This is a genomic window from Tessaracoccus pujii (assembly GCF_055326215.1).
Genome location: NZ_JBUZNP010000003.1, coordinates 48,219 through 71,592 on the forward strand (window position 1 = coordinate 48,219; position 23,374 = coordinate 71,592).

22 protein-coding genes are annotated in these 23,374 nt (G+C 69.5%); 4 read left to right on the plus strand and 18 right to left on the minus strand.

From position 1 onward, the window contains the following. Positions 1 to 200: 200 nt before the first annotated feature. A complete protein-coding gene (gene lexA / locus ACZK5N_RS04400; protein WP_459019524.1) occupies positions 201 to 935 on the plus strand; it encodes a transcriptional repressor LexA in 735 nt (244 codons plus the stop codon). 7 nt (positions 936 to 942) lie between these two features. On the opposite strand, the gene ACZK5N_RS04405 is transcribed toward lexA, so the two are convergent. The 4 genes from ACZK5N_RS04405 to miaA form a co-directional block, all read right to left on the minus strand. Then, a complete protein-coding gene (locus ACZK5N_RS04405) occupies positions 943 to 2,928 on the minus strand; it encodes an ATP-dependent DNA helicase (protein WP_459019523.1) in 1,986 nt (661 codons plus the stop codon). Next, complete coding sequence (gene hflX / locus ACZK5N_RS04410) at positions 2,921 to 4,324, minus strand: GTPase HflX (RefSeq protein ID WP_459019522.1); 1,404 nt, start codon at positions 4,322 to 4,324, stop codon at positions 2,921 to 2,923. Before hflX ends, ACZK5N_RS04405 begins: the two co-directional genes overlap by 8 nt. Positions 4,325 to 4,408: 84 nt before the next feature. Then, on the minus strand, positions 4,409 to 5,224 hold the full coding sequence (gene dapF, locus ACZK5N_RS04415) for a diaminopimelate epimerase (RefSeq protein ID WP_459019521.1): 816 nt from the start codon (positions 5,222 to 5,224) through the stop codon (positions 4,409 to 4,411). Continuing rightward, positions 5,202 to 6,164 (minus strand): tRNA (adenosine(37)-N6)-dimethylallyltransferase MiaA, encoded by a 963-nt coding sequence (gene miaA / locus ACZK5N_RS04420; RefSeq protein WP_459019520.1) that lies wholly within the window; start codon positions 6,162 to 6,164, stop codon positions 5,202 to 5,204. The genes dapF and miaA overlap by 23 nt, the downstream gene beginning before the upstream one ends. Positions 6,165 to 6,249: 85 nt before the next feature. Between miaA and ACZK5N_RS04425 the strand changes: the two genes are divergently transcribed. Then, positions 6,250 to 6,459 carry an antitoxin gene (locus tag ACZK5N_RS04425; RefSeq protein WP_459019519.1) on the plus strand — a complete coding sequence of 70 codons (210 nt, stop codon included), beginning with the start codon at positions 6,250 to 6,252 and terminating at the stop codon, positions 6,457 to 6,459. 5 nt (positions 6,460 to 6,464) lie between these two features. Here ACZK5N_RS04425 and miaB read toward each other — a convergent pair whose 3' ends face one another. After that, positions 6,465 to 7,961 carry a tRNA (N6-isopentenyl adenosine(37)-C2)-methylthiotransferase MiaB gene (gene miaB / locus ACZK5N_RS04430; protein ID WP_459019518.1) on the minus strand — a complete coding sequence of 499 codons (1,497 nt, stop codon included), beginning with the start codon at positions 7,959 to 7,961 and terminating at the stop codon, positions 6,465 to 6,467. A gap of 66 nt (positions 7,962 to 8,027) precedes the next feature. Here miaB and ACZK5N_RS04435 point away from each other — a divergent pair, with 66 nt between their 5' ends. Beyond that, complete coding sequence (locus ACZK5N_RS04435; protein ID WP_459019517.1) at positions 8,028 to 8,906, plus strand: aldose 1-epimerase family protein; 879 nt, start codon at positions 8,028 to 8,030, stop codon at positions 8,904 to 8,906. Here the strand turns inward: ACZK5N_RS04435 and rny are convergent, their stop codons facing one another. The 4 genes from rny to ACZK5N_RS04455 form a co-directional block, all read right to left on the minus strand. Continuing rightward, complete coding sequence (rny, locus tag ACZK5N_RS04440) at positions 8,907 to 10,514, minus strand: ribonuclease Y (protein WP_459019516.1); 1,608 nt, start codon at positions 10,512 to 10,514, stop codon at positions 8,907 to 8,909. Positions 10,515 to 10,766: 252 nt separating this feature from the next. Continuing rightward, positions 10,767 to 11,291 carry a regulatory protein RecX gene (locus ACZK5N_RS04445; protein ID WP_459019515.1) on the minus strand — a complete coding sequence of 175 codons (525 nt, stop codon included), beginning with the start codon at positions 11,289 to 11,291 and terminating at the stop codon, positions 10,767 to 10,769. After that, complete coding sequence (gene recA, locus ACZK5N_RS04450; protein ID WP_459019514.1) at positions 11,275 to 12,318, minus strand: recombinase RecA; 1,044 nt, start codon at positions 12,316 to 12,318, stop codon at positions 11,275 to 11,277. The genes ACZK5N_RS04445 and recA overlap by 17 nt, the downstream gene beginning before the upstream one ends. A gap of 157 nt (positions 12,319 to 12,475) precedes the next feature. Continuing rightward, on the minus strand, positions 12,476 to 12,670 hold the full coding sequence (locus ACZK5N_RS04455) for a DUF3046 domain-containing protein (RefSeq protein WP_459019513.1): 195 nt from the start codon (positions 12,668 to 12,670) through the stop codon (positions 12,476 to 12,478). Positions 12,671 to 12,834: 164 nt separating this feature from the next. On the opposite strand from ACZK5N_RS04455, the gene ACZK5N_RS04460 reads away from it, so the two are divergent. After that, the gene (locus ACZK5N_RS04460) at positions 12,835 to 13,593 is read left to right on the plus strand and encodes a DeoR/GlpR family DNA-binding transcription regulator (RefSeq protein ID WP_459020376.1); all 759 of its coding nucleotides are present in this window, start codon (positions 12,835 to 12,837) and stop codon (positions 13,591 to 13,593) included. Between the two features lie 29 nt (positions 13,594 to 13,622). On the opposite strand, the gene ACZK5N_RS04465 is transcribed toward ACZK5N_RS04460, so the two are convergent. From ACZK5N_RS04465 to ACZK5N_RS04505, 9 genes are all read right to left on the minus strand, one after another. Further along, the gene (locus ACZK5N_RS04465) at positions 13,623 to 13,898 is read right to left on the minus strand and encodes a helix-turn-helix domain-containing protein (protein WP_459019512.1); all 276 of its coding nucleotides are present in this window, start codon (positions 13,896 to 13,898) and stop codon (positions 13,623 to 13,625) included. An 87-nt stretch (positions 13,899 to 13,985) separates the two neighbouring features. Continuing rightward, a complete protein-coding gene (locus tag ACZK5N_RS04470) occupies positions 13,986 to 14,465 on the minus strand; it encodes a CinA family protein (protein WP_459019511.1) in 480 nt (159 codons plus the stop codon). A 29-nt stretch (positions 14,466 to 14,494) separates the two neighbouring features. Then, entirely contained in the window at positions 14,495 to 15,112 is a 618-nt protein-coding gene (gene pgsA / locus ACZK5N_RS04475) for a CDP-diacylglycerol--glycerol-3-phosphate 3-phosphatidyltransferase (protein WP_459019510.1), read from the minus strand. Beyond that, the gene (gene rimO / locus ACZK5N_RS04480) at positions 15,109 to 16,524 is read right to left on the minus strand and encodes a 30S ribosomal protein S12 methylthiotransferase RimO (protein WP_459019509.1); all 1,416 of its coding nucleotides are present in this window, start codon (positions 16,522 to 16,524) and stop codon (positions 15,109 to 15,111) included. Before rimO ends, pgsA begins: the two co-directional genes overlap by 4 nt. Before the next feature lie 16 nt (positions 16,525 to 16,540). Next, positions 16,541 to 19,051 carry an FtsK/SpoIIIE family DNA translocase gene (locus ACZK5N_RS04485; RefSeq protein ID WP_459019508.1) on the minus strand — a complete coding sequence of 837 codons (2,511 nt, stop codon included), beginning with the start codon at positions 19,049 to 19,051 and terminating at the stop codon, positions 16,541 to 16,543. A gap of 66 nt (positions 19,052 to 19,117) precedes the next feature. Then, on the minus strand, positions 19,118 to 20,041 hold the full coding sequence (locus tag ACZK5N_RS04490; protein WP_459019507.1) for a thiamine-phosphate kinase: 924 nt from the start codon (positions 20,039 to 20,041) through the stop codon (positions 19,118 to 19,120). A gap of 1 nt (position 20,042) precedes the next feature. After that, positions 20,043 to 21,158 (minus strand): D-alanine--D-alanine ligase family protein, encoded by a 1,116-nt coding sequence (locus tag ACZK5N_RS04495; RefSeq protein ID WP_459019506.1) that lies wholly within the window; start codon positions 21,156 to 21,158, stop codon positions 20,043 to 20,045. A gap of 31 nt (positions 21,159 to 21,189) precedes the next feature. After that, entirely contained in the window at positions 21,190 to 21,984 is a 795-nt protein-coding gene (locus ACZK5N_RS04500; RefSeq protein WP_459019505.1) for a lysophospholipid acyltransferase family protein, read from the minus strand. A 26-nt stretch (positions 21,985 to 22,010) separates the two neighbouring features. Continuing rightward, positions 22,011 to 23,225 carry a cytochrome P450 gene (locus tag ACZK5N_RS04505; protein WP_459019504.1) on the minus strand — a complete coding sequence of 405 codons (1,215 nt, stop codon included), beginning with the start codon at positions 23,223 to 23,225 and terminating at the stop codon, positions 22,011 to 22,013. Between the last annotated feature and the right edge of the window lie 149 nt (positions 23,226 to 23,374).

Genomic DNA, 23,374 nt, shown 5'->3' on the forward strand with positions numbered 1-23,374 from the left:
ACAACCTCTCTCCTCCGTAGAACGCTTGTTCTAAATAAACTCTAGCGCCTTCGCCTCCGGAATGAAACACCCGTTCGACCCTGGCGTGTCGCGGTAGGCGACACACGTAGTCCATCGGCACCCACTGACAATTTCTCCACAGTGCGCGACACGCCACGTTGATTTCGAACACACGTTCGCGGACCGGCTAATCTTGTTCCATGGTTGAAGAGACGAAACGCCCTCGACGGGGCCGCCCCACCAACGCTTCCATCGAGGCCGAGCTCGGGACCATGGCCTCGTTCCCTGACGGTCCGGAGGACGCGCACGGCCTCACCACGCGCCAGTTGGCCATTCTGCGCGTGGTGAAGCAATCCATCGAAGAACTCGGATATCCGCCCAGCATCCGCGAAGTGGCGACGCGGGCCGGCCTGGCCTCCACATCCAGCGTCACCTACCAGCTCAAGGTCCTGGAGGAGAAGGGATTCCTCCGCCGGGACCCGAACCGCCCCCGAGCTGTGGTGGTCACCATGCCGGGTGAGGAGGGCATGGATTCGGCGCAGGCGTTCGACGAGGCGCCCAGGTCCGTCGCGGCCCCGCTGATCGGCCGCATCGCCGCCGGTGGGCCCATCCTGGCCCAGGAGCAGGTGGAGGACGTGTTCGCGCTTCCGCGCCAGCTCGTGGGAGACGACCAGGTCTTCCTGCTGGAGGTGCGTGGGGATTCGATGATCGACGCCGCCATCTGCAACGGCGACTGGGTGGTGGTGCGCCAGCAGTCGGACGCCCACAACGGAGACATCGTGGCCGCGCTGCTGGACGACGAGGCCACGGTCAAGACCTTCAAGCGCAAGGACGGAAAGGTGTGGCTGCTCCCGCACAACCCCGACTACTCACCCATCGACGGCACCCACGCCACCATCATGGGCAAGGTCGTGGCGGTCCTTCGCAAGCTCTAGTGGTGCGCTAGTCAGCACCCCTGAGGCGGCGCAGTGCCTGCACCGCCACATCGCCGTCGGTGGTCATCCAGAAGTCCGGAAGCGAGGACTTGAGGAACTCGCCGTAGCGCTTCGTGACGAGTCTCGGGTCCAGCACAGCCACGACGCCGCGATCCTCGGTCCGGCGGATCAGCCGCCCGGCGCCCTGCGCCAGCAGGAGAGCCGCGTGCGACGCGGCCACCCGCATGAATCCGTTGCCGCCCGCGTCGTCGACGGCCTTCTTCCGAGCCTGCATAAGCGGATCGTCCGGACGCGGGAAAGGGAGCTTGTCGATGATGACCAGCTGGCACGTCTCCCCCGGCACATCCACGCCCTGCCACAGTGACATGGTGCCGAACAGCGAAGTGGCGGGATCCGCGATGAAGGTGCGTGTCAGCTCGGACAGCTGGGCCTCCCCCTGGCACAAGAGCGTGAGGTCCGGCAGCTCCCGGCGACAGTATTCAGCGGCCTGTTCCGCGGCGCGACGCGAGGCGAAGAGCCCCAGCGTGCGGCCGCCGGCCGCCCACATGAGCTGGGCGATCTCGGCCAGGGTCTCTGGGTTCATGCCGTCCCGGCCGGGGGGCGGAAGCCGCCTGGCCACGTAGAGGATCCCCTGCCTGGAGTAGTCGAACGGTGATCCGACGTCCACCCCACGCCATGCGAACTCGTCGTCCGGCTCCGCGTCCCCCGTGAGCCTGTCGTTGTAGTTGAGCCCCATGGAGCTGGCTGCGGCCTCGAACGAGCCGCCGAGCTCCAGTGTGGCCGAGGTGAGCACCGTGGTGGTCTCGGCGAACACCTGGTTGCGCAGCAGCCCGGCCACGTTCAGCGGCGCCACATACGCGGCGCGGCCGAGAATGTCGGATTCACTCACCCAGACCACGTCCGCCTCGGACAGCTTCGCGATCCGCTCGGCGACGTCGAAGATCTCCTTCACCGCGGAGGACGCCTGGATCCGTTCCGGGTCGTCGGTGACCTTGCCGAGGGCACTCACCACCTTGCGGGCGACGTCGCGCAGTTGAGCCGCGGCATAGGCCAGCGGCGCTGAGCCTGCCGTGATGCGGGTGAGCTCCGACTCCGCAAGAGCCTCGCGCAGCACGTCCGCCTGGTCCAGGAAATCCACTCCGAGGTCGTCGTCGAGCCAGGCCAGCGCGCGGCGGGCCGTGCGCTCGACAATGCCCGGGGTGAGTTCGTCCGTGGCCGCCGTGGTGATGCGGCTCACCAACTCGTGCGCCTCGTCGATGATGACGGCTGAGTGTTCCGGGAGGGCGGTGCCGCCGTGCATGGCGTTGATGGCCAGGAGCGCGTGGTTGGTGACCACCAGCTGCGCGCCGCGGGCCTCCTCGCGGGAGGCCTCGACGAAGCACTCGGACCCGAACGGACAGGTGGCGACGCCCAGGCACTCGCGGGTGGGGATGGAGACCTGCGCCCATCCTCGTGCGGTGTGCGATGGCGCATCGTCGCGATCTGCCAGACCCTTCCGCTCCGCCTCCTCCTCCACCCACTCCCGGAGCGCGAGGACCTCCGCACCCAGCTTGGAGGTTTCGTCGCCGGGGGCGATGGCCTCAGCCAGCGCGGCGCTGCCGACGAGCGAGTCCTGCTCCGGGCGGCCGCCCGAACGGGCCCGATACAGGCAGGCGTAGTTGGTGCGGCCCTTGAGGATGGCTGCCTTGGGACGGGTCCCGGTGACCTCCTCCACCGCGTCCAGAGCGGTGGGGATGTCCTTGGTGGCCAGCTGCGCCTGCAGCGCGAGCGTGGCGGTGGCCACGACGATGCGCTGATCCGAGCCCACACAGCGCGCCAGCGCGGGAGCGAGGTATCCCAGCGATTTACCGGTGCCGGTGCCGGCCTGCACAAGAAGGTGGACACCGGTCTCCAGCGATGCCGCGACCGCGTCCGCCATGGCCTCCTGCCCCGGGCGGGCCTGGCCGTGGATCTCGCCGACGGCGGCCGCCAGGATGCTGGAGTGATCACTCACGGACGAAGGCCGCCAGCTCGTCGGCGAGGTCACCGCGGACCCGGGCGGTGATGAGGGTGCCCTCGCCGGTGTGCTCCAGGGAATCGATCACGGCGGTCTTGTGTACCTTGTCCACCAGGTCACCGCGACCGTAGGGGACGAGCACGGTGAGCGGGATCTCCGGGCGGGGAAGCCGCTCGTCCACCACGGCGCGAAGCTCGTCGAAGCCGCGGCCGGTGCGGGCGGACACCACCAGGGCGTCGGGATGGTTGGCGCGCAACGCGAGGATGGCGGCCTCGTCCGCCGCGTCTGCCTTGTTCAGCACCAGCAGCTCCGGCACCTGCGTGGCACCGATCTCCCCCAGGACGGTCCGCACCGCCGCGATCTGGCCCTCCGGGTCGGGGTCCGAGGCGTCCACCACGTGAAGGAGTAGATCCGCCTGTGCCGACTCCTCGAGGGTGGACCGGAATGCCTCCACCAGATCGTGGGGCAGGTGCCGGACGAAGCCCACCGTGTCCGTGAGCGTGAAAACCCTGCCGTCGGAGGTCTCGGTGCGCCGCGTGGTGGGATCCAACGTCGCGAACAAGGAGTCCTCGACGAGCACGCCCGCCCCGGTGAGGCGGTTGAGCAGCGACGACTTACCGGCGTTGGTGTAGCCCACGATGGCCACCGACGGCACCTGGTTGCGCCGGCGCTCCGCGCGCTTGCCCTCGCGGGTGGCGTCCATGTCCCGCAGCCTGCGCCTCAGGATGGAGATGCGGGTGCGGATCCGTCTGCGGTCCGTCTCGATCTTCGTCTCGCCAGGACCACGGCCGCCGATACCGGCCCCGCCCGCGGCCCGACCGCCGGCCTGACGCGACAGATTGCCGCCCCATCCGCGCAGACGCTGCTTGAGGTACTGCAGCTGCGCCATCTCCACCTGGGCCTTGCCCTCGGCGCTCTTGGCGTGCTGGGCGAAGATGTCCAGGATGAGCGCGGTCCGGTCCACCACCTTGACCTTCACGCGGTCTTCCAGGTTGCGTAGCTGCGCCGGCTCGAGCTCTCCGTCGCAGATCACCGTGTCCGCCCCGGTGGCGCGCACCAGTTCCAGGACCTCCTCCACCTTGCCACTTCCGATGTAGGTGGCAGGATCCGGGTGGCTGCGCCGCTGCACCAGTTCCGCCAGCACCTCGGAGCCGGCGGTCTCGGCGAGGAGCCGCAGCTCGGCCATGGCGTTGTCCGCGTCCTCCTGCGAGCCGGACGTCCAGACGCTCACGAGCACTACGCGCTCAAGGCGAAGCTGCCTGTACTCGACCTCGGTGACGTCCTCGAGCTCGGTGCGCAGGCCGTCGACGCGCCGCAGGGAGTGCCTGGCCGCCAGGTCCTCCTGTTCGCCGTCGTCGAGATCGGGCTGCTGGTCCAGGAATTCGTCATTCATCGTTCAGCCATTCTCCCAGCCGACGCGCAGCCAGCCAAGCCGCGGTGCTAAGCCTGTGGAAAAACCGGAGCCGGAGGATGGGGCTCAGATCCAGAACTCGCCGCGACCGATGATGACGGCGGGACCCGTGAGCCGCGCCCTGTCTCCGGTCAGCTCGACGGACAGCTCGCCGCCGGGCACCGTGACGACGGTGGTGCCGGTGTGCCCGCTGCGGTCCCGGTAGGCGGCGGCCGCAGCCACCACGCCCGTCCCGCAGCTCATCGTCTCCCCCACCCCGCGCTCGTGGACCCGCATGCGCAGCCGGCCTGGTCCGTCGATGTGGACGAACTCCACGTTGACGCCCGCCGGATACGCCTCGGCCGGATCCCATGCGGGCGCATGGTGCAGCTCGAGCTCGTCGAGGACCTGCTCCTCGACGAAGACCACGGCGTGAGGATTGCCGACGTCCACCTTGGTGGCCGGCCACTCACTCCCCTCGTGGACGATGGTGACCTGCTCGTCGGTGACCGTGACCTGGCCGATGTCTGTGCCGATTAGACCGTGGCGAGCCACGTCCACGTGCTTGACGCCAGCTCTCGTGGCCACGTCGAAGGAGCCGGAATCCACCAGTTGTTCGTTGATCAGATGCCGGGCGAACACCCTCAGCCCGTTGCCGCACATCTCCGCGACCGAGCCGTCGGCGTTGTAGTAGTCCATGAACCACAGCGTCGGCTCACCGTCCCACTCCCGCACGCTGCCCGCGCGCACCACGCGGATCACACCGTCGGCCCCGATGCCGGAGTGCCTGTCGCACACTGCCTGGATGAATTGCGGATTCATGTCGTGCATGCCGTAGGAGTCATCGAGCACGATGAAGTCGTTCTTGGTGCCGTGCCCCTTATGGAAGCTGAACCGGCGCATCCTTGCCTCCTCCAGAGTGGTGGGTCAATCCTAGCCCCGCTAAGACTCGTGCCACGTTGGTCCGGTCCGTTGCGTCGAGCCATGTGATGCGCGGATCGCGGCGGTACCAGCCCATCTGCTTGCGGAAGTACCTGCGGGTCGACCGCTTGACCGCGGCTCGCGCCTCGTCCTCCGTGCACAACCCGTCGAGGTGGTCGACCACCTGTCGGTAACCGATGGCGCGCAGCGCGGTCACGCCGTCGCGCAGCCCCAGTGTCAGGAGGTGGCGCACCTCGTCGACGAGGCCCTGAGCCCACATGTCATCGACGCGTTGATCGATGCGTGCGTCGAGCTGGGACCGTTCCAGCGTCAACCCGAACTGGTACACGTCCGTCAGTTCGTAGGTCCACTCGGGCAGGTTCGGACGGTGGCCTCCCGTGAGCTCGGCCACCTCCAGCGCCCGAACGGTCCGGCGGCCGTTGCCCGGTTCGATCTTGGCCGCGGAGTCGGGCGCGAGCTCTGCCAGGCGCCGGTGGAGCTCCAGCGGGCCGACGCGCTCCAACTCCGCTTCCCACCTGGCCCTGACCTCGTCGTCGGAGCCTGGGAAGTCGAAGTGGTCGATGATGGCGCGCACGTAGAGCGCGGAACCGCCCACCACGATGGGAATCACGCCGCGACCCCGCAGCTCCGCGATCAGCTCTCGCGCCAGCACCTGGAAGTCGGCGACGGACGCCCGCTCGGTGACGTCGGCGATGTCGAGGAGGTGGTGGGGAACGCCCGCCCGTTCCTCCGCCGTGGGCTTGGCGGTGCCGATGTCCATGCCGCGGTAGACCAGCATCGAGTCCGCGTTGACCACCTCCGCCGAACGCCCGGAGGCGATGAGCTCGACCGCGAGCTCGACGGCGAGGCGGGACTTCCCCGTCGCCGTGGGACCGACGAGCACGATGAGCGGGAGCGACACTCCGCCAGTGTGCCACCCCGCGTTCCCGGCACATGCGCGGGAGGCCGGGCATGATGGAGCGGTCAACGACAGAAGGAGTTCAATCATGGGACTGTTCGACAACATCGGCGATCTCGCCAAGCAGCACGAGGACACCATCGAGGCGGGCATCGACCAGTCCGGCGACATCCTCGACGAGAAGACCGGCGGCAAGTACGCCGCGCACGTGGATCAGGCGCAGGACTTCGCCAACGACCGGCTCGACAGCGTGACGGGGGACCAGGATCCGCCGGCTCAGCGGGCCACCCAGCAGTAATCGCGTCAGGGGCAGCCGGCGCTCACCTCGAGGGGCGCCGGCTGCCCCATGGCGGGCATGCCGAGCCCCACACCCACGGGCCCGGGCTGCGTGGTGGCGGCCTCCCACGCGTCACCGCCGCGAGTCCGACGCAGCCGCGTGGGGAGTTCGTCCGAGTTGAGGTGGTGCGGCGCGGCGTGGGTGACCCTCACCATCGCGATGTCTCCTGGTCGTGGCCGGGCCCCCGGGTCCGCCGGCACCGCCACGTGCACGAGGCGGTTGTCCCTGGCCCGCCCGCTCATCCTGTTGGTCTCGGCGTCCTTGCGGCCCTCGCCGGTGGCGAACATGACCTCCACCTCCCGGCCCGCGAAGCGCCGGTTCTCCTCCCAGGACGTTTCGTTGACGAGTTCGACGAGGCGCTCATAGCGCTCCTGCGTGACGGCCTTGGGCACCTGGTCCGGCATGGTGGCCGCGGGCGTGCCGGGCCGGATGGAGTACTGGAACGTGAACGCCGCGGAGAACCGGGCACGGCGCACGACGTCCATGGTGGCCAGGAAGTCCTCCTCCGTCTCGCCGGGGAACCCGACGATGATGTCGGTGGTGATGGCCGCCTCGGGCATCACCTGGCGCACCCGGTCCAGGATGCCCAGGAAGCGGTCTGAGCGGTACGAGCGCCGCATGGCGCGCAGCACCCGATCAGAGCCGGACTGCAGCGGCATGTGCAGTTGGGGCATCACGTTGTGAGTCTCGGCCATGGCCTCGATGACGTCGTCGGTGAAGTCCTTGGGGTGGGGGGATGTGAACCGCACCCGCTCAAGGCCCTCGACTCCCCCGCACGCGCGCAGCAGCGTCGCGAACGCGTGCCTGTCGCCGAATTCCACGCCGTAGGCGTTGACGTTCTGACCGAGCAGCGTGATCTCCTGCACGCCCTGGGAGACGAGCATCTCGATCTCGGCGAGGATGTCGCCGGGGCGCCGGTCGGCCTCCTTGCCCCGCAGCGCAGGGACGATGCAGAACGTGCACGTGTTGTTGCAGCCCACAGACACCGACACCCATGCCGAGTACGGCGACTCGCGCCGGCTGGGCAGGTTGCTGGGGAACGTCTCCAGTGCCTCTTTGATCTCGATCTGCGCCTCGCGCTCGACGCGGGCGCGCTCCAGCAGCGTCGGCAGCGCGCCCACGTTGTGTGTGCCGAACACCACGTCCACCCAGGGCGCCTTCCGCAGGATCAGCTCGCGGTCCTTCTGCGCCATGCACCCGCCGACGGCGATCTGGAGCCCCGGGTGCCGCGCCTTGACACTGGCCATGTGGCCGAGGTTGCCGTACAGCCGGTTGTCGGCGTTCTCCCGGACCGCACAGGTGTTGAACACCACCACATCAGCGCCCGCCCCCAGGCCCGCGTCCGCCTCGGCCGCAGCGCGCGACAGGCCGGCCTCTTCGAGCAGGCCGCTGATGCGCTCCGAGTCGTGGACGTTCATCTGACAGCCGTAGGTGATGACGTGATAGGTGCGTGGGTCTGGCATGGTCCCACCATGGTAATGGGCCTCCTGGGGGGCGCCGAATCCTCAGCTGGGCGTAGGCTCGCACCCATGACGATCAACCCCACCGGCACCCAGTTCCCCATCGCGCACGGACGCTACGGCGCCGTCGTCACCGAGGTCGGCGCGACGCTACGCAGCCTGACCTTCGACGGCCAGGAAGTGCTGCACACCTTCGCTGAGGACGAGCCGCCGACGGGGTCGATGGGGCGTCAGCTCCTGCCCTGGCCCAACCGCATCCGCGACGGCCGCTACACCTTCCAGGGAACCGCCTACCAGCTCCCCATCACGGAGGTCCCGCGGCACACCGCCCTCCACGGCCTGGACGAGGGGAAGCCCTGGCAGGTCGTGCGGCACACGGAGGACGAGGTGGTGCTCACGGCCCGCTACTACCCGCAGCGCGGCTGGAACGCCGTGCTCGAGGCCAGCATCGGGCACCGCCTCGGCGACGACGGGCTCACGATCACCGTCGAGGTCACCAACGTAGGCGGCACCAGCGCGCCCTACGGCTACGGCGCCCACCCCTACGTGGCGGCCGACCTGGCCACGGCAGAGCTGACCCTGCCCTTCGCCCAGGAACTGCTGGTCGATCCCGAGAGGCTCCTGCCGGTCGAGATCGCAGAGGTCACACCCCGGCACGACTTCCGTCGGACGAGGGTCATCGGGGACACGGAGTTCGACACGGCGCTGGCCGGAGCGGCCGGGCCGTGGGAGTTGACCCTGACGTCCCGTGGCCGCACGGTCACCCTGTGGGCCGACGAGACCCTCCCCTGGGGCCAGGTGTTCACCCACCCGGAGCGGATCGCCCTGGCCGTGGAGCCGATGACGTGCGGGCCCGACGCGTTCAACGAGGGCCCCACCCACGACGGCCTCATCGTCCTGGAGCCCGGCGGTTCGTCGCGTTCCGTGTGGGGTTTCCGGGTCAGCTGATCAGTGGGCGGTCTCCGTGGCGCGCGACTCGCGCACCACGGTGATCCGGATCTGGCCGGGGTAGCTGAGGTTGTGCTCCACTTCTGAGGCGATGTCGCGTGCCAGAGCGTGCGCGCCTGCGTCGTCGACGTGGTCCGGCGCCACCATGATGCGCACCTCGCGCCCCGCCTGCATGGCGTAGGCGCGCATGACGCCCTCATGGGCCATCGCGATGCCCTCGAGGTTCTCCATGCGCTCCACGTAGGCCTCGAGCGACTCCCGCCGCGCGCCGGGCCGCGACCCGGAGATGGCGTCCGCCGCCTGGGTGAGAACCGCCTCGACGGTGCGGGGCTCCACCTCGTTGTGGTGCGCCTCGACGGCGTGGACGATGTCCTCGTGCTCACCGTGCTTGCGCAGCAGATCGGCCCCGATCAGCGCGTGCGGGCCCTCCACCTCGTGGGTGATCGCCTTGCCGATGTCGTGCAGGAAGGCGGCACGCTTGCACGTGGCCACATCCAGGCCCAACTCCGCCGCCATCACGCCGGCCAGGTGGGCGCACTCCACCAGATGGCGCAGCACGTTCTGTCCGTAGGACGTCCGGTACGCCAGCGAGCCGAGCACGGGGATGAGGTCCGGGTGCAGGTCGACGATCCCCACCTCGGCGAGCGCGTCCTCCGCCTCCCGCTCGATCCGCTCATGGATCCGGCGTTGGCTGCGCTCGAACACCTCCTCGATGCGCGCCGGATGGATGCGGCCATCCGCCACCAGATCGGTCAGCGTGAGGCGCGCCGTCTCCCTGCGCACCGGGTCGAAGCTGCTCAACAGCACCGATTCGGGGGTGTCGTCGATGAGGACGTTGACACCCGTGATCTGTTCGAAGGCCCGGATGTTGCGCCCCTCGCGGCCGATGATCCGGCCCTTCATGTCGTCGCTGGGGAGGTCCACAGTGGAGACCACCGACTCGCTGGTCTGCTCCGATGCCACCCGCTGGATGGCGGTGACGATGATGGTTCGGGCCAGCCTGTCCGCCTCACGCTTGGCCGTGGCCTCGATGTCGCGGGCGAGCGACGTGGCGGTCAGCTTCGCCTGACGCTCCGCCTCCGCGACGACCTCCGCCCGGGCCTCAGCCACCGACAGCCCGGCGACGCGTTCCAGCTCGGCGTCGACCTGCTCGCGCTCGGCCCGGAGCTGTTCGCGGTGCTCACGGAGCTGGGCGCGCTGCGCCTCCATCCGCTGCGAGCGGGCCTCCAGACCCTCGGCGTCCGCCGACACGCGATCCTCACGCTCATGCAGCCTGGATTCCCGGCGCTCCTGCGCCGCTCGGGCCTCGCGGAGCTCCGTGCGTTGAGCCACCAGAGATGCCTCCATCTCGGCCCGTCGGCGCTCGACATCCTCCATGGCCTCGCGGGCACGGTCCTGTGCCTGAGCCAGGAGGCGTTCGGCGTCCTCGCGGATCGAGTTCGCCGCCACCTGGGCGGACTCCCGAATGGACGCCATGTCGGCGCGGGAACGCAGCTCCCAGGAGTCCCGCTCGTCCTTGGACTGCTGCGAGACGCGCCACAGGAGCCACATCAGAACCAGGACGCCGACCAGGAGAAGCCCTGCGATGATCCAACCGAGCTGGGGCACGGCGCCTCCTTCACACTAGACAAACCAGTGGTCTGCGGACACCGCACGAGCTGCAGGCGGACACGACCGTCCAGACAGGACGGCAAGACGTGGAGGGCGCCAGCGCCATCCACGGATGGTGTCAATCGGCGGCAGAGCCGCCGTGGAATGTCAGTTCAGGTTCGCCGGGGTCACCGGCGAGATTCATGCGGGGTCCGAAAACCTTGACCCGAGCCTATGCCTGACCTGTGGAAAACTCAACAGTTGGCACGATCAACGCTCATCGCCGGCGTCCGGTTCCGGATGGTCTGCGAAGACCTCCTCGACGACGGAGACCACCACACCGCTGGCAAACCCACGCCTGGCGAGCACGCCGAACAGGCGACGCTTGCCGACGACCGGATCCAGCCCTGACAGGGAGCGCATCCGCCGCTTCGCGAGGGTGAGCGCGGCCTCCCGCTCGTCCTCGCGGCTCAGGCCCGACAGCGCCTCCTCGGCCGTCTCACGGTCGATGCCCTTGGACGAGAGTTCCTGCTGGATTCTCCTTCTCCCCCGCAACCCGAAGCCGGAACGTGACGCGGTGAGGGCGGCAGCGAAGGCTGCGTCGTCGACGAGGCCGACGTCGGAGAAGCGTTCGAGGATCTCGTCGGCCACCTCCTCCGGAACGTTGCGCTTGGCCATGGCCGCGCGCAACTCATGGGCGGAACGCTGACGCACCGCCAGCTGATCAAGAGCGATCTTGCGGGCCACCTCCACCTGGGTGGCGCGCTCCGCAGACGGGTCAGAAGTCAACTTCACCGGTCTCCGGGTTGACCCCCTCCGGCACCGCTTCCTTGTCCACGCCCAGATGCAGGCGGATGCGCCGCTCGATCTCTGCGGCCACGTCCGGGTGGTTCTTGAGGAAGGTCCGGGCATTCTCCTTGCCCTGGCCCAGCTGGTCCGCCTCGTAGGTGAACCAGGCGCCGGCCTTCCGGATCACGCCCGCCTCCACACCCATGTCGATGAGGCTTCCTTCGCGGGAGATGCCCTCGCCGTAGATGATGTCGAATTCCGCCTGCTTGAAGGGCGGGGCCACCTTGTTCTTGACCACCTTCACGCGGGTGCGGTTACCCACCATCTCCGTGCCGTCCTTCAGTGTCTCGATGCGACGGACGTCGAGGCGGATGGAGGAGTAGAACTTCAACGCCCGGCCGCCCGTGGTGGTCTCCGGGCTGCCGAACATCACGCCGATCTTCTCGCGGAGCTGGTTGATGAAGATCGCGGTGGTGTTGGTGGTCTTCAGGGCGCCGGTCATCTTGCGAAGCGCCTGCGACATGAGGCGGGCCTGCAGCCCCACGTGCGAATCACCCATCTCGCCCTCGATCTCCGCGCGGGGCGTCAACGCGGCCACCGAGTCGATGACGACGAGGGCCAGAGCGCCGGAGCGCACCAGCGTGTCCGCGATCTCCAGGGCCTGCTCCCCGTTGTCCGGCTGGGAGACCAGCAACTCGTCGGTATTGACGCCCAACCGCTGCGCGTAGTCAGGATCCAGGGCATGCTCGGCGTCGATGAAGGCGCAGATGCCGCCCTCGCGTTGCGCGTTGGCGATGGCGTGCAGGGCCACGGTGGTCTTGCCGCTCGACTCCGGGCCGTAGATCTCGACGACGCGCCCGCGGGGCAGGCCGCCGATGCCGAGGGCCACGTCCAGCGCGACCGAGCCCGTGGGAATCACGTCGATGGGTTGACGGTTGTCTTCACCCAGGCGCATGACGGAGCCCTTGCCATGGGCCTTCTCAATTTGGGCGAGGGCTGCCTCGAGTGCCTTATTGCGGTCCGCAACGGCCATGAAATGTTCCTCTCGGGAGTGGACCGCGAACGGCCAGTGGTGGTGTCAGGATCACTGTAGGAAACCCCACTGACGGTTTCTCATCCGTGGCGGCACCTGTGGAGAACTGCTGCGCACAAGTCTAGGCGAACAGGCGTTCTATTGCACCGCGACACGCTCAGCGGTAAGCGTCGGGAAGCTCGAGTTGCGCCCACACTGCGCGCCAGATCCGTTTACACGGCATGCCGGCGCCCAGCGCCTCGCGCACGGTGCGTCCGCCGAGATCCGCCAGCACCACCTGGTCCGCCCAGACGGGCGCATAGCCTCCGGGCAGCACGGTGCCCATCCTCTGCCACAGCTCGACCTCACGCACAGCGCCACGGTACCCCGGAACGCAACCGGTCCACGCACCGCACGGGGCGTGAGCGAACCTTGTAGACTCGCTCAAGTGGCTGAGCACATCGCTCACCCACCGGACGAAGGAGTCCCCAGAAAATGAACCTGCCCGGCATGCCCTCCCACGGGCGCGCGGATCGCATGGTCGCGCTCCTGGCCATGTTGAGCGAGCGCGGCCCTCTCCCGCTCTCCCAGCTTGCGCAGTCCCTCGGCGCCTCGGCCGCCACCATCCGGCGCGACGTCGCGCTGCTCGCGGCCCAGGGGCTACTTGAGCGGACGCACGGCGGGGCGCGTCCGGTCACCGGCAGGGAGCTGCCCGTGCGGCTCCGGGACGGGCGCAATCAGGACGCCAAGCGGCGCATCGCGCTCGCCGTCGCCGCCCTGATTCCCGAGGGGCGCCACGCCATCGGGCTGACCGGCGGCACCACCACCGCCGAGGTGCTGCGCGCCCTCCACCACCGCCGCGACCTGACGATCATCACCAACTCGATCAGCATCGGGCTGGAGGCCGCCGAGCAGGGGCAGGCGCGCGTGCTCATCGCGGGAGGCGTGCTCAGGCCGAGTTCCCTGGAGTTGGTGGGTTCCCTGGCCGAGTCCACCATGAAGCTGGTCAACGTGGGCACCGCCGTGGTGGGCGCCGACGGGGTGAGCGCCACGGGCGGCCTCACCACGCACGACGAGATCGAGGCGCGCACCAACTACGCGATGATCGAGCGCGCAGAACGCGTCGTGGTGGCCGTCGACTCCACGAAGATCGGGCACACCACCCTGGCCAAGATGGCCGACATCTCCGAGATCCACGCACTCGTCACCGACGCCGGCGCCCCGGAGGCCGAACTGCAGCACATCCGCGACGCCGGCGTCGAGGTTCATGTCGTGGACGGCCCGCCCAGCCGCTGAGCGGCCAGGGCCGTCCGACGGGGATCAGGTCAGGCAGCCACCGCCACGCGCGGCATCCGCTGCGCCTCGAGCGCCGCCAGCTTCCCGCTGATCGCGATCATCAACTCGGACAGCGACAAGTCAAGGGCCGAGGCGATGGCGAACAGCACCTCGCTGGAGGCCTCCTTGTGGCCTCGTTCGATCTCGGAGAGGTACCCCAGTGAGACCATGCTGGCCATCGAGACCTCACGCAGGGTCATGCCCGCAGACATCCGGGACTCCCGGAGCGTCTCGCCCATCACCTTGCGAATCAGAATCGTCTTCACGGCTACCTACCCAACCGGCGAACTGTATGCCCGCCCTCGGTGGTGTCAACCGTTACTGGTAGCCGTTTGTTCCCGAATCAGGACAATTCACAGAACTCGCAGCAGCATCTCGAAGGCGTGCTCGACGGCAGCCGCGCGCACCGCCTCCCGATCTCCCTCGAACTGCCTGAGCTCGGTGTACTGGGGTGCGGGCGACATGCCCACCCGCGGCCCGACCACCGCGAACCAGACGGTGCCCACCTTGGCGCCGTCGGTCTCGGTGGGCCCGGCCACTCCCGTGGTGGCCACCGCCCAGTCGGAATCGCACCGCGCCTTGGCCCCGACGGCCATCTGGAGGGCGGTGAGTTCGTTGACGACCCCCTCCGAGTCGATCAGCTGGGGGTCCACCCCCGCGAGGCGGGTCTTGAGGTCACGGGCATAGGTGATGAGGCCACCGCGGTACACCGCCGATGCCCCGGGCACGGAGGTCAGGGCGGCACCGATGCCCCCGCCGGTGAGGGACTCTGCCGTGGCGAGCGTCACCGAGCGGTGGGTCATCTTCTTGATCACATCGGCGGCCAGCGTCATCGCGGCTCCTCCTCGTCCGTTACGTCCCGTCAGCCTACCTGGCCCGCCCTCGCCTGGCGCCGGATGTTCCAGGCATGTCGCAGGTAGTCGGCGCCGGTCACGACGGTGAGGATCAGCGCCGCCCACATCACGATCCAGGCCGCCACCTGCACCGCGCCGGGGAGGAACTGCAACCCGAGGCTGAACGCGATGAGCGCCACGGTCTGGGTGAGGGTCTTCGCCTTGCCCCCCTTGTTGGCGGCCATGATCCCGTACTTGGCGATGGCGGCCCGCACCCAGGTGATGCCCCACTCGCGCACGAGGATGATGATGGTGAAGAACCACGGAAGGCCCACCTGGCCGGAGAATCCGTCCAGGACGCTGAGCGAGACGAAGGCCGCCCCCGTGAGCGCCTTGTCCGCGACGGGGTCCCACAGCTTCCCGAAGTCCGTGATGAGGTTGAATCTCCGGGCGATGTAGCCGTCTGCCAGGTCCGTCAGCATCGCCACGACGAAGATCGCCGTCGCGGCCAGCCGCCAGCCGGAGTCCGCCGGGGCGACGAACAGCACCACCACGTACACCGGGACGAGCAGGATCCGGATCACGGTCAGGACATTGGGCACGTTGAAGTTGCTGGGCCTGTCGAGGGCCCGCTTGGGTTCGCTCACTTCGCCTCCGCGATCAGATCGATTCCGGCCGAGTCGACCACCCGCGCGGCCACAAGATCACCGACAGACGCGTCATGATCGAGCGTGACCACACCGTCGGTCTCGGGGCCCTGGTGCATCGCGCGGCCGACGATCTCGTCGTCGACGCTCTCCACAAGTACGACGATATCCTCACCGATGCGGTCCGCGGCGCGCGCCTCGCAGACTTCCAGGGCGAGATCAGCCAACATCGCCCGTCTGGCCTCGATCTCGTCCTCCGGTAGATGGTCCGCGAGGGTGACGCCCTCGGTGCCCTCTTCGTCGGAGTAGCCGAACACGCCCATGACGTCCAGGTTCGCGTCGATGATGAAGCTGCGCAGGGTCTCGACGTCCGCCTGCGTCTCGCCGGGGAACCCGGCGATCACGTTGCTGCGGATCCCGGCCGCCGGCGCGTGCGCCCGGATGCGGCCGATGAGGTCCAGGAAGCTGTCCGGGTCCCCGAACCGTCGCATGGCCCGCAGTACGGAGCGCGACGCGTGCTGGAAGCTGAGGTCGAAGTACGGCACCACCTTGTCCGTGGTCAGCATGGCCTCCAGCATCCCCGGCCGGATCTCTGCCGGCTGCAGGTAGGACACCCGGATCCACTCCAGCCCGTCAACCCGCGACAGCCGCGACAACAGTGACTCGAGCCGCTGCTCAGCGCCCAGGTCCTTGCCGTAGGAGGAGGTGTTCTCCGACACGAGGAAGATTTCCTTGACGCCCTGTTCGACGAGCCACCGCGCCTCGGCCTCGAGCTCGTCGGCGGGGCGGGAGAGGTAGCTCCCGCGAAACGCGGGGATGGCGCAGAACGCGCAGCGACGGTCGCAGCCGGAGGCGATCTTCAGCGACGCCGAGGGTCCCCCGGCCAGGCGGCGCCGCAGCGTGCGGGGTCCGGTCGACGGCGCCACGCCGTCGGGCAGCGGTGCGTGCCCGGGGACCGCGACCCCACCCGAGGCGGCCGGCCGGGCCGACGGGGTGAGCGGCAGCAGCGTGCGGCGGTCCCGCGGCACGTGAGAGATGTGGCGCTCGCCGTCGAGGATGCCACGCAGCCGGTCCGCGATGTCGGCGTAGTCGTCGAACCCGAGGACGGCGTCCGCCTCGGGCAGCTCGTCGGCCAGTTGGACGCCGTACCGCTCGGCCATGCAGCCCACCGCGACGACGGAGCGGACGGTGCCACCGCCCTTGAGCTCGGCCGCCTCCAGCAGCGTGTTGATGGAGTCCTGCTTGGCCTGCTCGACGAACCCGCAGGTGTTGACCACCACCGTCTCCGCGGCCTCCGGGTCGTCGACGAGGACGAACCCCCCCACCTCGAGCCGGGCGGCGAGCTCCTCGGAGTCGACGTCGTTGCGGGCGCATCCGAGGGAGGCGATGTGGACGGAGTGTGTGGCAGTCATGTCCCGCCCATTATCCCTACGCAGCGGCGAGATTGGCCAATACCTCGTCCAGGTCCTCGGGCTTGACCAGCACGTCGCGCGCCTTGGAGCCCTCTGAGGGGCCGACCACACCCCTGCTCTCCAGGATGTCCATGAGCCGCCCGGCCTTGGCGAAGCCCACACGCAGCTTGCGCTGCAACATGGAGGTGGAGCCGAGCTGCAGCTCCACGACGAGGCGGCACGCGTCGAGCACGAGGTCCAGGTCGTCGCCGATGTCGTCGACCACCTTCTTCTCGCCCCCGCCGGCCACCGTGACGTCGTCGCGGTAGTTGGGCTGCAGCTGCGTGGAGACGAACGTCACCACGTCGCGGATCTCGGATTCGTTGACCCAGGCGCCCTGGACGCGGATCGGTTTGCCGGCGCCCATCGGAAGGAAGAGCCCGTCGCCCTTGCCGACGAGCTTCTCCGCGCCGGGCTGGTCCAGGATGACCCGGGAGTCCGTCATCGACGACGTGGCGAACGCCAGCCGGGACGGCACGTTGGCCTTGATCAGGCCGGTGACCACGTCCGTGGACGGGCGCTGCGTGGCGAGGACCAGGTGGATGCCGGCGGCGCGCGCCAGCTGGGTGATCCGCACCACCGACTCCTCCACGTCCCGCGGCGCCACCATCATGAGGTCGGCGAGCTCGTCGACGACGATCAGCAGGTAGGGGTAGGGCGCCAGGACACGTTCGGAGCCCTCGGGCAGCTTCACCTGCCCGGCCCGCACGGCCTTGTTGAAGTCGTCGACGTGCCGGAAGCCGAAGGCCGCGAGGTCGTCGTAGCGGAGATCCATCTCCCGCACCGCCCAGGCGAGCGCCTCGGCGGCCTTCTTGGGGTTGGTGATGATGGGCGTGACGAGGTGGGGGATGCCCTCGTAGTGGTTGAGCTCCACGCGCTTGGGGTCCACCAGCAGGAGGCGCACCTCGTCCGGCGTGGCCCGCATCATGATGGAGGTGATGAGCGAGTTGATGAAGCTGGACTTGCCGGAGCCGGTTGCGCCGGCCACGAGGAGGTGCGGCATCTTGGCCATGTTGGCCACGACGAAGCCGCCTTCGACGTCCTTGCCGAGCGCGACCGTGAGGGGGTGGTGGTCGTTCTTGGCCTTCGGGGAGCGCAGCACGTCGCCGAGGGAGACCACCTCCTTGTCCAGGTTGGGGATCTCGATGCCGATGGCGGACTTGCCCGGGATGGGGGTGAGGATGCGAATTTCGTTGGAGCCCACCGCGTAGGCGATGTTGTCCGCCAGGCCCGTGACCTTGCTCACCTTGATGGCCGAGCCGAGCTCCACCTCGTAGCGGGTGACGGTGGGGCCGCGGGTGTAGCCGGTGACGCGGGCGTCGATCTCGAACTCGCGCAACACGTCGCCGAGTTGGCGCACCACCTTGTCCGATGCCTCGGTGCGCGCCTTGGGCTTCGACCCCACCGCGAGGGTGCCGTCGTCCGGCAGCGTGTAGACCACGTCTCCGCTCAGCTGCAGCTGCTCGGCCCTGACTGGCGGGGGGGTGTGCGGCGGCGGGTCGAGCTCGCGGGACTTCTCGCCCTTGGGCTTGCCGGGGGCGCGCTCGGGCTGGGGGGCCGCGGGCAGCAGATAGTCGTCGGCGGCGTCCACGTCGTAGGCCTCGGACACGTCGTCCACCGGGTCCTCGATGATCGGGGTGTCGTAGGGCACGTCGACGCCGAGCTTCAGCCTGGGCTGCCTCGACGGCGCGCCACCGTCGGGCTCGACGAGCGCGCCCAGCAGGCCCTTCGCCCCGGCCGCCAGTTCGTGCAGGGGGCGCCCGATGACCACCACGATGCCGAACAAAGTGACCAGGGTGAGGATCGGCACGGTCACCCAGACCGTCAGCAGGTCCACCAGGACGCTTGAGGCCACGTGACCGATGATGCCGCCTGCCTCCCGCAGAGCAGCCATGTCGCTGGGGGCGGGCATGTCCTTGCTGATGTGGATGAGGCCGAGGGCACCCACGGTGATGAGCACCCAGCCGAGCCCGGTGCGCGGGGCCGCGTCGACGTCACGCGGGTGGCGCAGCACCCGCCACGCGCCGTAGAGCAGGACTGCGGGGATGACGACGGAGACCGATCCGAAGACGGTGGAGATGCCGGCATCGAGTGCCTCGCCGACCGTCCCGGGCAAGACGAACCAGAATCGCGCGGCCACGACGATGCCGAGGGCCAGCAGCAGCAGGCCCCACCCGTCGCGGCGGAGCTTGGGATCCACCTCCTGGGCCGCGCCGCCGAAGCTGCGCGCCACCCAGCCGACGCCGGCCGCCAGGCCGCGAAACGCGGATCCGATACCGCGGAGCAGGCCGCTCACGGCCCGGCCGAAGCCGCCCGGTCTCCTCGCGGGCGCCGCCTTGGCGGCTGCGGGACGGCGCGACGACGTGCCGGACCTCGACGGGGAGGCCGGCCTCTTGGTAGCCGTTGTCTTGCTGGAACGCGCAGCAGTGGCCGACGATGTCGACTTCGTGCTGGCGCTCCGCGTGGGGGAAGAACCGCGGGACGCCATGGGCCCAACTTATCCCAGGGCGGGCGGATGGCCCGTATTTGGCCCGGCCGTTCTGCGATCCGCCCGTCAGGCGAAGTGGTCCCAGCCCATGGCGCCGTCGAAGGGGGCGCCGTCGACGAGAATTCCGTGCCCCTCGCGCACCTCACCGACCCGGTACCAGCCGTCCGGCAGGCGTGCGCCCGCCGGGAAGGTCGCGGCGAGGGCGTGGTCCTCCCCGCCGGCCAGGATGTAGCCCAGCGCGGGCTTTCCGGTGGCGGCGGCCACCCGGGCGATGGCGTCGGGGACCTCGATCCGGGACGTGTCGACGTCGATGAGCACTCCGCTCTGATCCGCGATGTGGCCGAGGTCCGCCAGGAGCCCGTCCGAGACGTCCAGCATGGCGGTGGCACCGGCGCGCGCGGCCACCACGCCTTGGCCGTAGGGCACGCTGGGCGTCAGCTGCTCCGCCACCAGTTCCTTGGGTGACCCGAAGCCGCGCTGCAGCACCGCCAGGCCCGCGCCCGCCCAGCCGAGGCGTCCGCAGACCGCGACGACGTCGCCCGGGCGCGCCCCTGCCCTGGTCACCGCGACCCTGCCACCCAGGTCCCCGAGGGCCGTCACGGCGATGGCGATGTGGGCCGACGACGACAGGTCCCCGCCCACCAGGCTCACGCCCGCCCTGGCGCACTCGTCCTTGGCGCCCGCCTCGAACTCGACCACCCACTGCTGATCCAGATCCTTCGGGAAGCCGAGCGCCACCACGATGGCGCTGGGGCGCGCGCCCATGGCCTCCACGTCGGAGATGTTGACCGCCACCGCCTTGCGGCCCACCGCCCGGGGGGGCGACCACTGCCGCCTGAAGTGCACGTTCTCGATCAGCATGTCGGTGGTGACCACCACGTGGCCAGACAGCGCCAGGACCGCGGCGTCGTCGCCTACCGAGAGCACCACGTCGTCGCCGACGTCGAGGTCTGCCGTGATCCGTTCGATGAGCTCGAACTCTCCCGCCACGTCAGCGCAGCCCCACCGGGCGCGTGAGCGCCAGGTCGATGAGCCGGCCCACCAACTCGGGGTAGGTCATGCCGGCCTCCTGCCATAGCGTGGGGTACATGGAGATCCGGGTGAAGCCCGGCATGGTGTTGACTTCATTGATCCACTCCCCCTCGTCGGTGACGAAGAAGTCCGCGCGCACCAGGGCCTCGGCGTCGACGGCTGCGTAGGCCCGGCGCGCCAGTTCCTGAAGCCGGGTGGCGAGCTCCGGGGTGACGTCCGCCGAGGCGTCGAGGGCCGCCCCGGCCTCGTCGATGTACTTGGCCTCGAAGTCGTAGAAGCCGTCGTCGGCCTGGACCCGGATCTCGCCGACGCCAGAGGCGTCGCAGCCCTCCGGGGAGTCCGGGTTGCCCAATACCGCGACCTCGAGCTCCCGCGCCCCCACGAAGCCCTGCTCCACCACGAGCTTGGGGTCGAAGCGCTGGGCCTCGTCGATCGCGGCGTCGAGGTGCGCCGGGTCCGTGACGCGGACGATGCCGAGCGACGAGCCGCCGCGGGCGGGCTTCACGAACAGCGGGTAGCGCAGCTTCTCGTTGATCTCTCGGATCACTGCCGCCCTGTCGTGCCGGAGGCGGTGCCCGGACGCGGCCACGTACGGCCACACCGGCAGCCCGGCCGCTTCGAACGCCACCTTCATGAAGTGCTTGTCCATGCCGACGGCCGACGCCGTGACTCCGCTGCCCACGTACCTGATGCCCATGAGCTCGAACATGCCCTGGATGGTGCCGTCCTCGCCGAAGGGTCCGTGCAGCAGCGCGAACGCGACGTCGACGCCGTTGATGTCCACCAGCTTCTCACCGGTGCGGGTGGCCACCTCGCAGCCGTGCTCACCCACCATCCACACGGCATCGTGGTCCGGGTCCCGCACCTCGGGGACCTGGCCGTCGGCGATCTGGTAGCCCGCGATGACCTCCAGGGGCACCTGCGTCCAGCGGCCCGTCCTGCTGATACCCACGCCCACCACGTCGAAGCGAGCGCGGTCGATGGCGTTGAGCACGCTGGCGGCGGTCAGGCACGAGATGCCGTGCTCCGATGACTGGCCGCCGAAGATCAGGGCAACGCGGATGCGTTCGCTCACGGGTCCTCCTAGGGATGATGCGTGCGCGAGTCTACTGGGCGGGCCGGGGCTTCTTCGGCACGCGCCTGCGCACCCTGATGTCGTAGCGGTCCTCCGGGGGCGTCTCTCCGCGCAGCGTTCCCACCATGCCGGTCAGCACGTCGAGGATCTCGTCGGTGACCGCGTCGAGGACGTCCGGCGTGGGCTTCATGCCCATGTAGCGGCTCAGATCGATGGGTGGGCCGGCGGTGATCGCCACGTCCTTGCGGCGGCCGAAGATGCGGCCCAGTTCGATCTTCTTCTGGCCGAGGATGTGATTGGCCCCCACCTGCGCGACGGGGACGACGGTGGCGCCCGAGGTCAGGGCGAGCCTGGCGGCGCCGCGGCGCCCGGTCATCGGCCAGGCGTCCGGGTCCCCCGTGATGGTGCCCTCCGGGTAGATCGCCACGGCCTTGCCCTTGTCCAGCGCCTCGGCCGCGTAGGTGAGCGAGTCCCCCGCCCGGTAGGTGTTGCGGTAGACGGGGATCTGTTCGCACTGCCGGGCCACCCAGCCCAGCACCGGCGTCTTGAAGATGTCGGACTTGCCCAGGAACCGCGGCCACCGGCCGCTCCAAATGAGGTACTTGCCCAGGATGATGGGGTCGAAGTTGGAGATGTGGTTGGCCACGATGATGACGGCTCCACTGCGCGGGATGTGCTCCTGCCCACCCCACTTCTGGCGTGCGAAGAGCGGCACGCCGGCCCGCGCGAGGCGGCCGATCAGGTGGTAGACCCACGGTGCGGGCTCATGGTTGACCTCGCGCAGCGGGCGGCGCCAGGGCTTCTCGACGGTGACCGGTGTCGTCATTGGGTCATCATGACAGGTGGCCGCCCTCAGCCGTCGACACGCACGCGGAAGCCGCGCAGGAAATATCCGGCGATGAGGTCGTCCCAGCCCACTTCGGGCTCCCGCAGGATGCGGGGGTCGCGTCGGAGCAGGCGGGTGAGGAGCACGTCGGACTCCAGGATGGCCAGCGGCTGACCGGGGCACTTGTGGGCGCCGTCGCCGAAGCTGAGCCCTGCCTCGTTGACGCCGGTGGCGGTGCTGCGGCCCGGGCACAGGCTGAGCGGGTCCTCGCCCACCGCGTCGGGGTCCGCGTTGGCGTGGCGCACGTGGATGTCCACCAGGTCCCCGGGCGCCATGGTGCAGGCCTGGCCGCGGTCGGTGACCTCGATCTCCTCCTGCACCCGCCGGTAGAGGTGTCCGACGACGGGCTCGAGGCGGATGATCTCGTTGAGGATGGCGTGGCGCTCGGCGCGCCCGGCCGCCAGGTAGCGCTCGCGCAACGGCTCGTGGTTGAGCAGGTGCAGGGCGGCCATGCAGATGAACTCGCGCGTGGTCACCATGCCGGCCGTGCCGTAGGTGACGCACTCGATGAGGATCTCGACGTCGGAGTAGCCCTCGGCGATGAGGTGGCTGATGATGTCGTCCTGCGGCTCGCGTCGTCGCGCGCGGATGGCGGGTCGGGCGTCCCTGAGATGGAAGCGCGCGATGGGCAGCAGCCCGTTGAAGGCCGCCTTCGCCCACTGCAGGTTGGTGCGTCCCAGGCCGGGCTTGGTGATATCGAACGGCGGCTGGTTGAAGAAACTCACCAGCCGTTTGGCCATCTTCTTCGGTGGCGCCGCCGTGAGCCCCACCACCTCGGCCGTCACCTCGACTGTGTAGTGGAGCGCGAGCTCGTCGAGCGTGATCTCCGGGCCCGCCTCGTCGAGAAGCCTGTCCGCACACTCCTCCATCTGCGTCTCGTAGCGCCTGGTGACCACCACCGGGGCGAAGAAGCGGGCAACCTTCTTGCGCTGCTCGTCGTGCATCGGCCCGTCCGACATGAGGATGGGGTGGTGCGTGAGGCGCCCCTTGGGGATGGCCTCGGCGGTGAATCCGGCCTGGGTGGTGGCGTGGCGGGCGCGGAGCACCTGCTGTGCCGCGCCGAGTGACCTGATCCGCCACAGCGTGCCCTCGCGCTCGACGCGGGGCCCGTCGGCCTCGCCGGCGCGGACGATGCGACGGGTGGGCGCGGGCTGACCTGCCGTCGGGGCCTGGTCGGTCATCGGGCCTCTCCATCGGCGGAGCGCCCCGGCAGCGAGCTGCAGGCGCAGGGGTGCGGAAACGCCTTGATCTGCCGGGCCGTCGCGGGACGGGAATGGGTCTTGCGCTCGCACATGACGCAGAGGCACCTTTGCAGCGAAATCTTGCATAG

What these genes read in the sequence shown, in the direction of transcription:
- lexA (WP_459019524.1), top strand. Translation starts at nt 201, where the DNA reads ATGGTTGAAGAGACGAAACGCCCTCGACGGGGCCGCCCCACCAACGCT.
- hflX (WP_459019522.1), bottom strand. Translation starts at nt 4,324, where the DNA reads ATGAATGACGAATTCCTGGACCAGCAGCCCGATCTCGACGACGGCGAA.
- dapF (WP_459019521.1), bottom strand. Translation starts at nt 5,224, where the DNA reads ATGCGCCGGTTCAGCTTCCATAAGGGGCACGGCACCAAGAACGACTTC.
- ACZK5N_RS04425 (WP_459019519.1), top strand. Translation starts at nt 6,250, where the DNA reads ATGGGACTGTTCGACAACATCGGCGATCTCGCCAAGCAGCACGAGGAC.
- miaB (WP_459019518.1), bottom strand. Translation starts at nt 7,961, where the DNA reads ATGCCAGACCCACGCACCTATCACGTCATCACCTACGGCTGTCAGATG.
- ACZK5N_RS04435 (WP_459019517.1), top strand. Translation starts at nt 8,028, where the DNA reads ATGACGATCAACCCCACCGGCACCCAGTTCCCCATCGCGCACGGACGC.
- recA (WP_459019514.1), bottom strand. Translation starts at nt 12,318, where the DNA reads ATGGCCGTTGCGGACCGCAATAAGGCACTCGAGGCAGCCCTCGCCCAA.
- ACZK5N_RS04460 (WP_459020376.1), top strand. Translation starts at nt 12,835, where the DNA reads ATGGTCGCGCTCCTGGCCATGTTGAGCGAGCGCGGCCCTCTCCCGCTC.
- ACZK5N_RS04470 (WP_459019511.1), bottom strand. Translation starts at nt 14,465, where the DNA reads ATGACGCTGGCCGCCGATGTGATCAAGAAGATGACCCACCGCTCGGTG.
- rimO (WP_459019509.1), bottom strand. Translation starts at nt 16,524, where the DNA reads ATGACTGCCACACACTCCGTCCACATCGCCTCCCTCGGATGCGCCCGC.
- ACZK5N_RS04485 (WP_459019508.1), bottom strand. Translation starts at nt 19,051, where the DNA reads ATGGCGTCCCGCGGTTCTTCCCCCACGCGGAGCGCCAGCACGAAGTCG.
- ACZK5N_RS04500 (WP_459019505.1), bottom strand. Translation starts at nt 21,984, where the DNA reads ATGACGACACCGGTCACCGTCGAGAAGCCCTGGCGCCGCCCGCTGCGC.
- ACZK5N_RS04505 (WP_459019504.1), bottom strand. Translation starts at nt 23,225, where the DNA reads ATGACCGACCAGGCCCCGACGGCAGGTCAGCCCGCGCCCACCCGTCGC.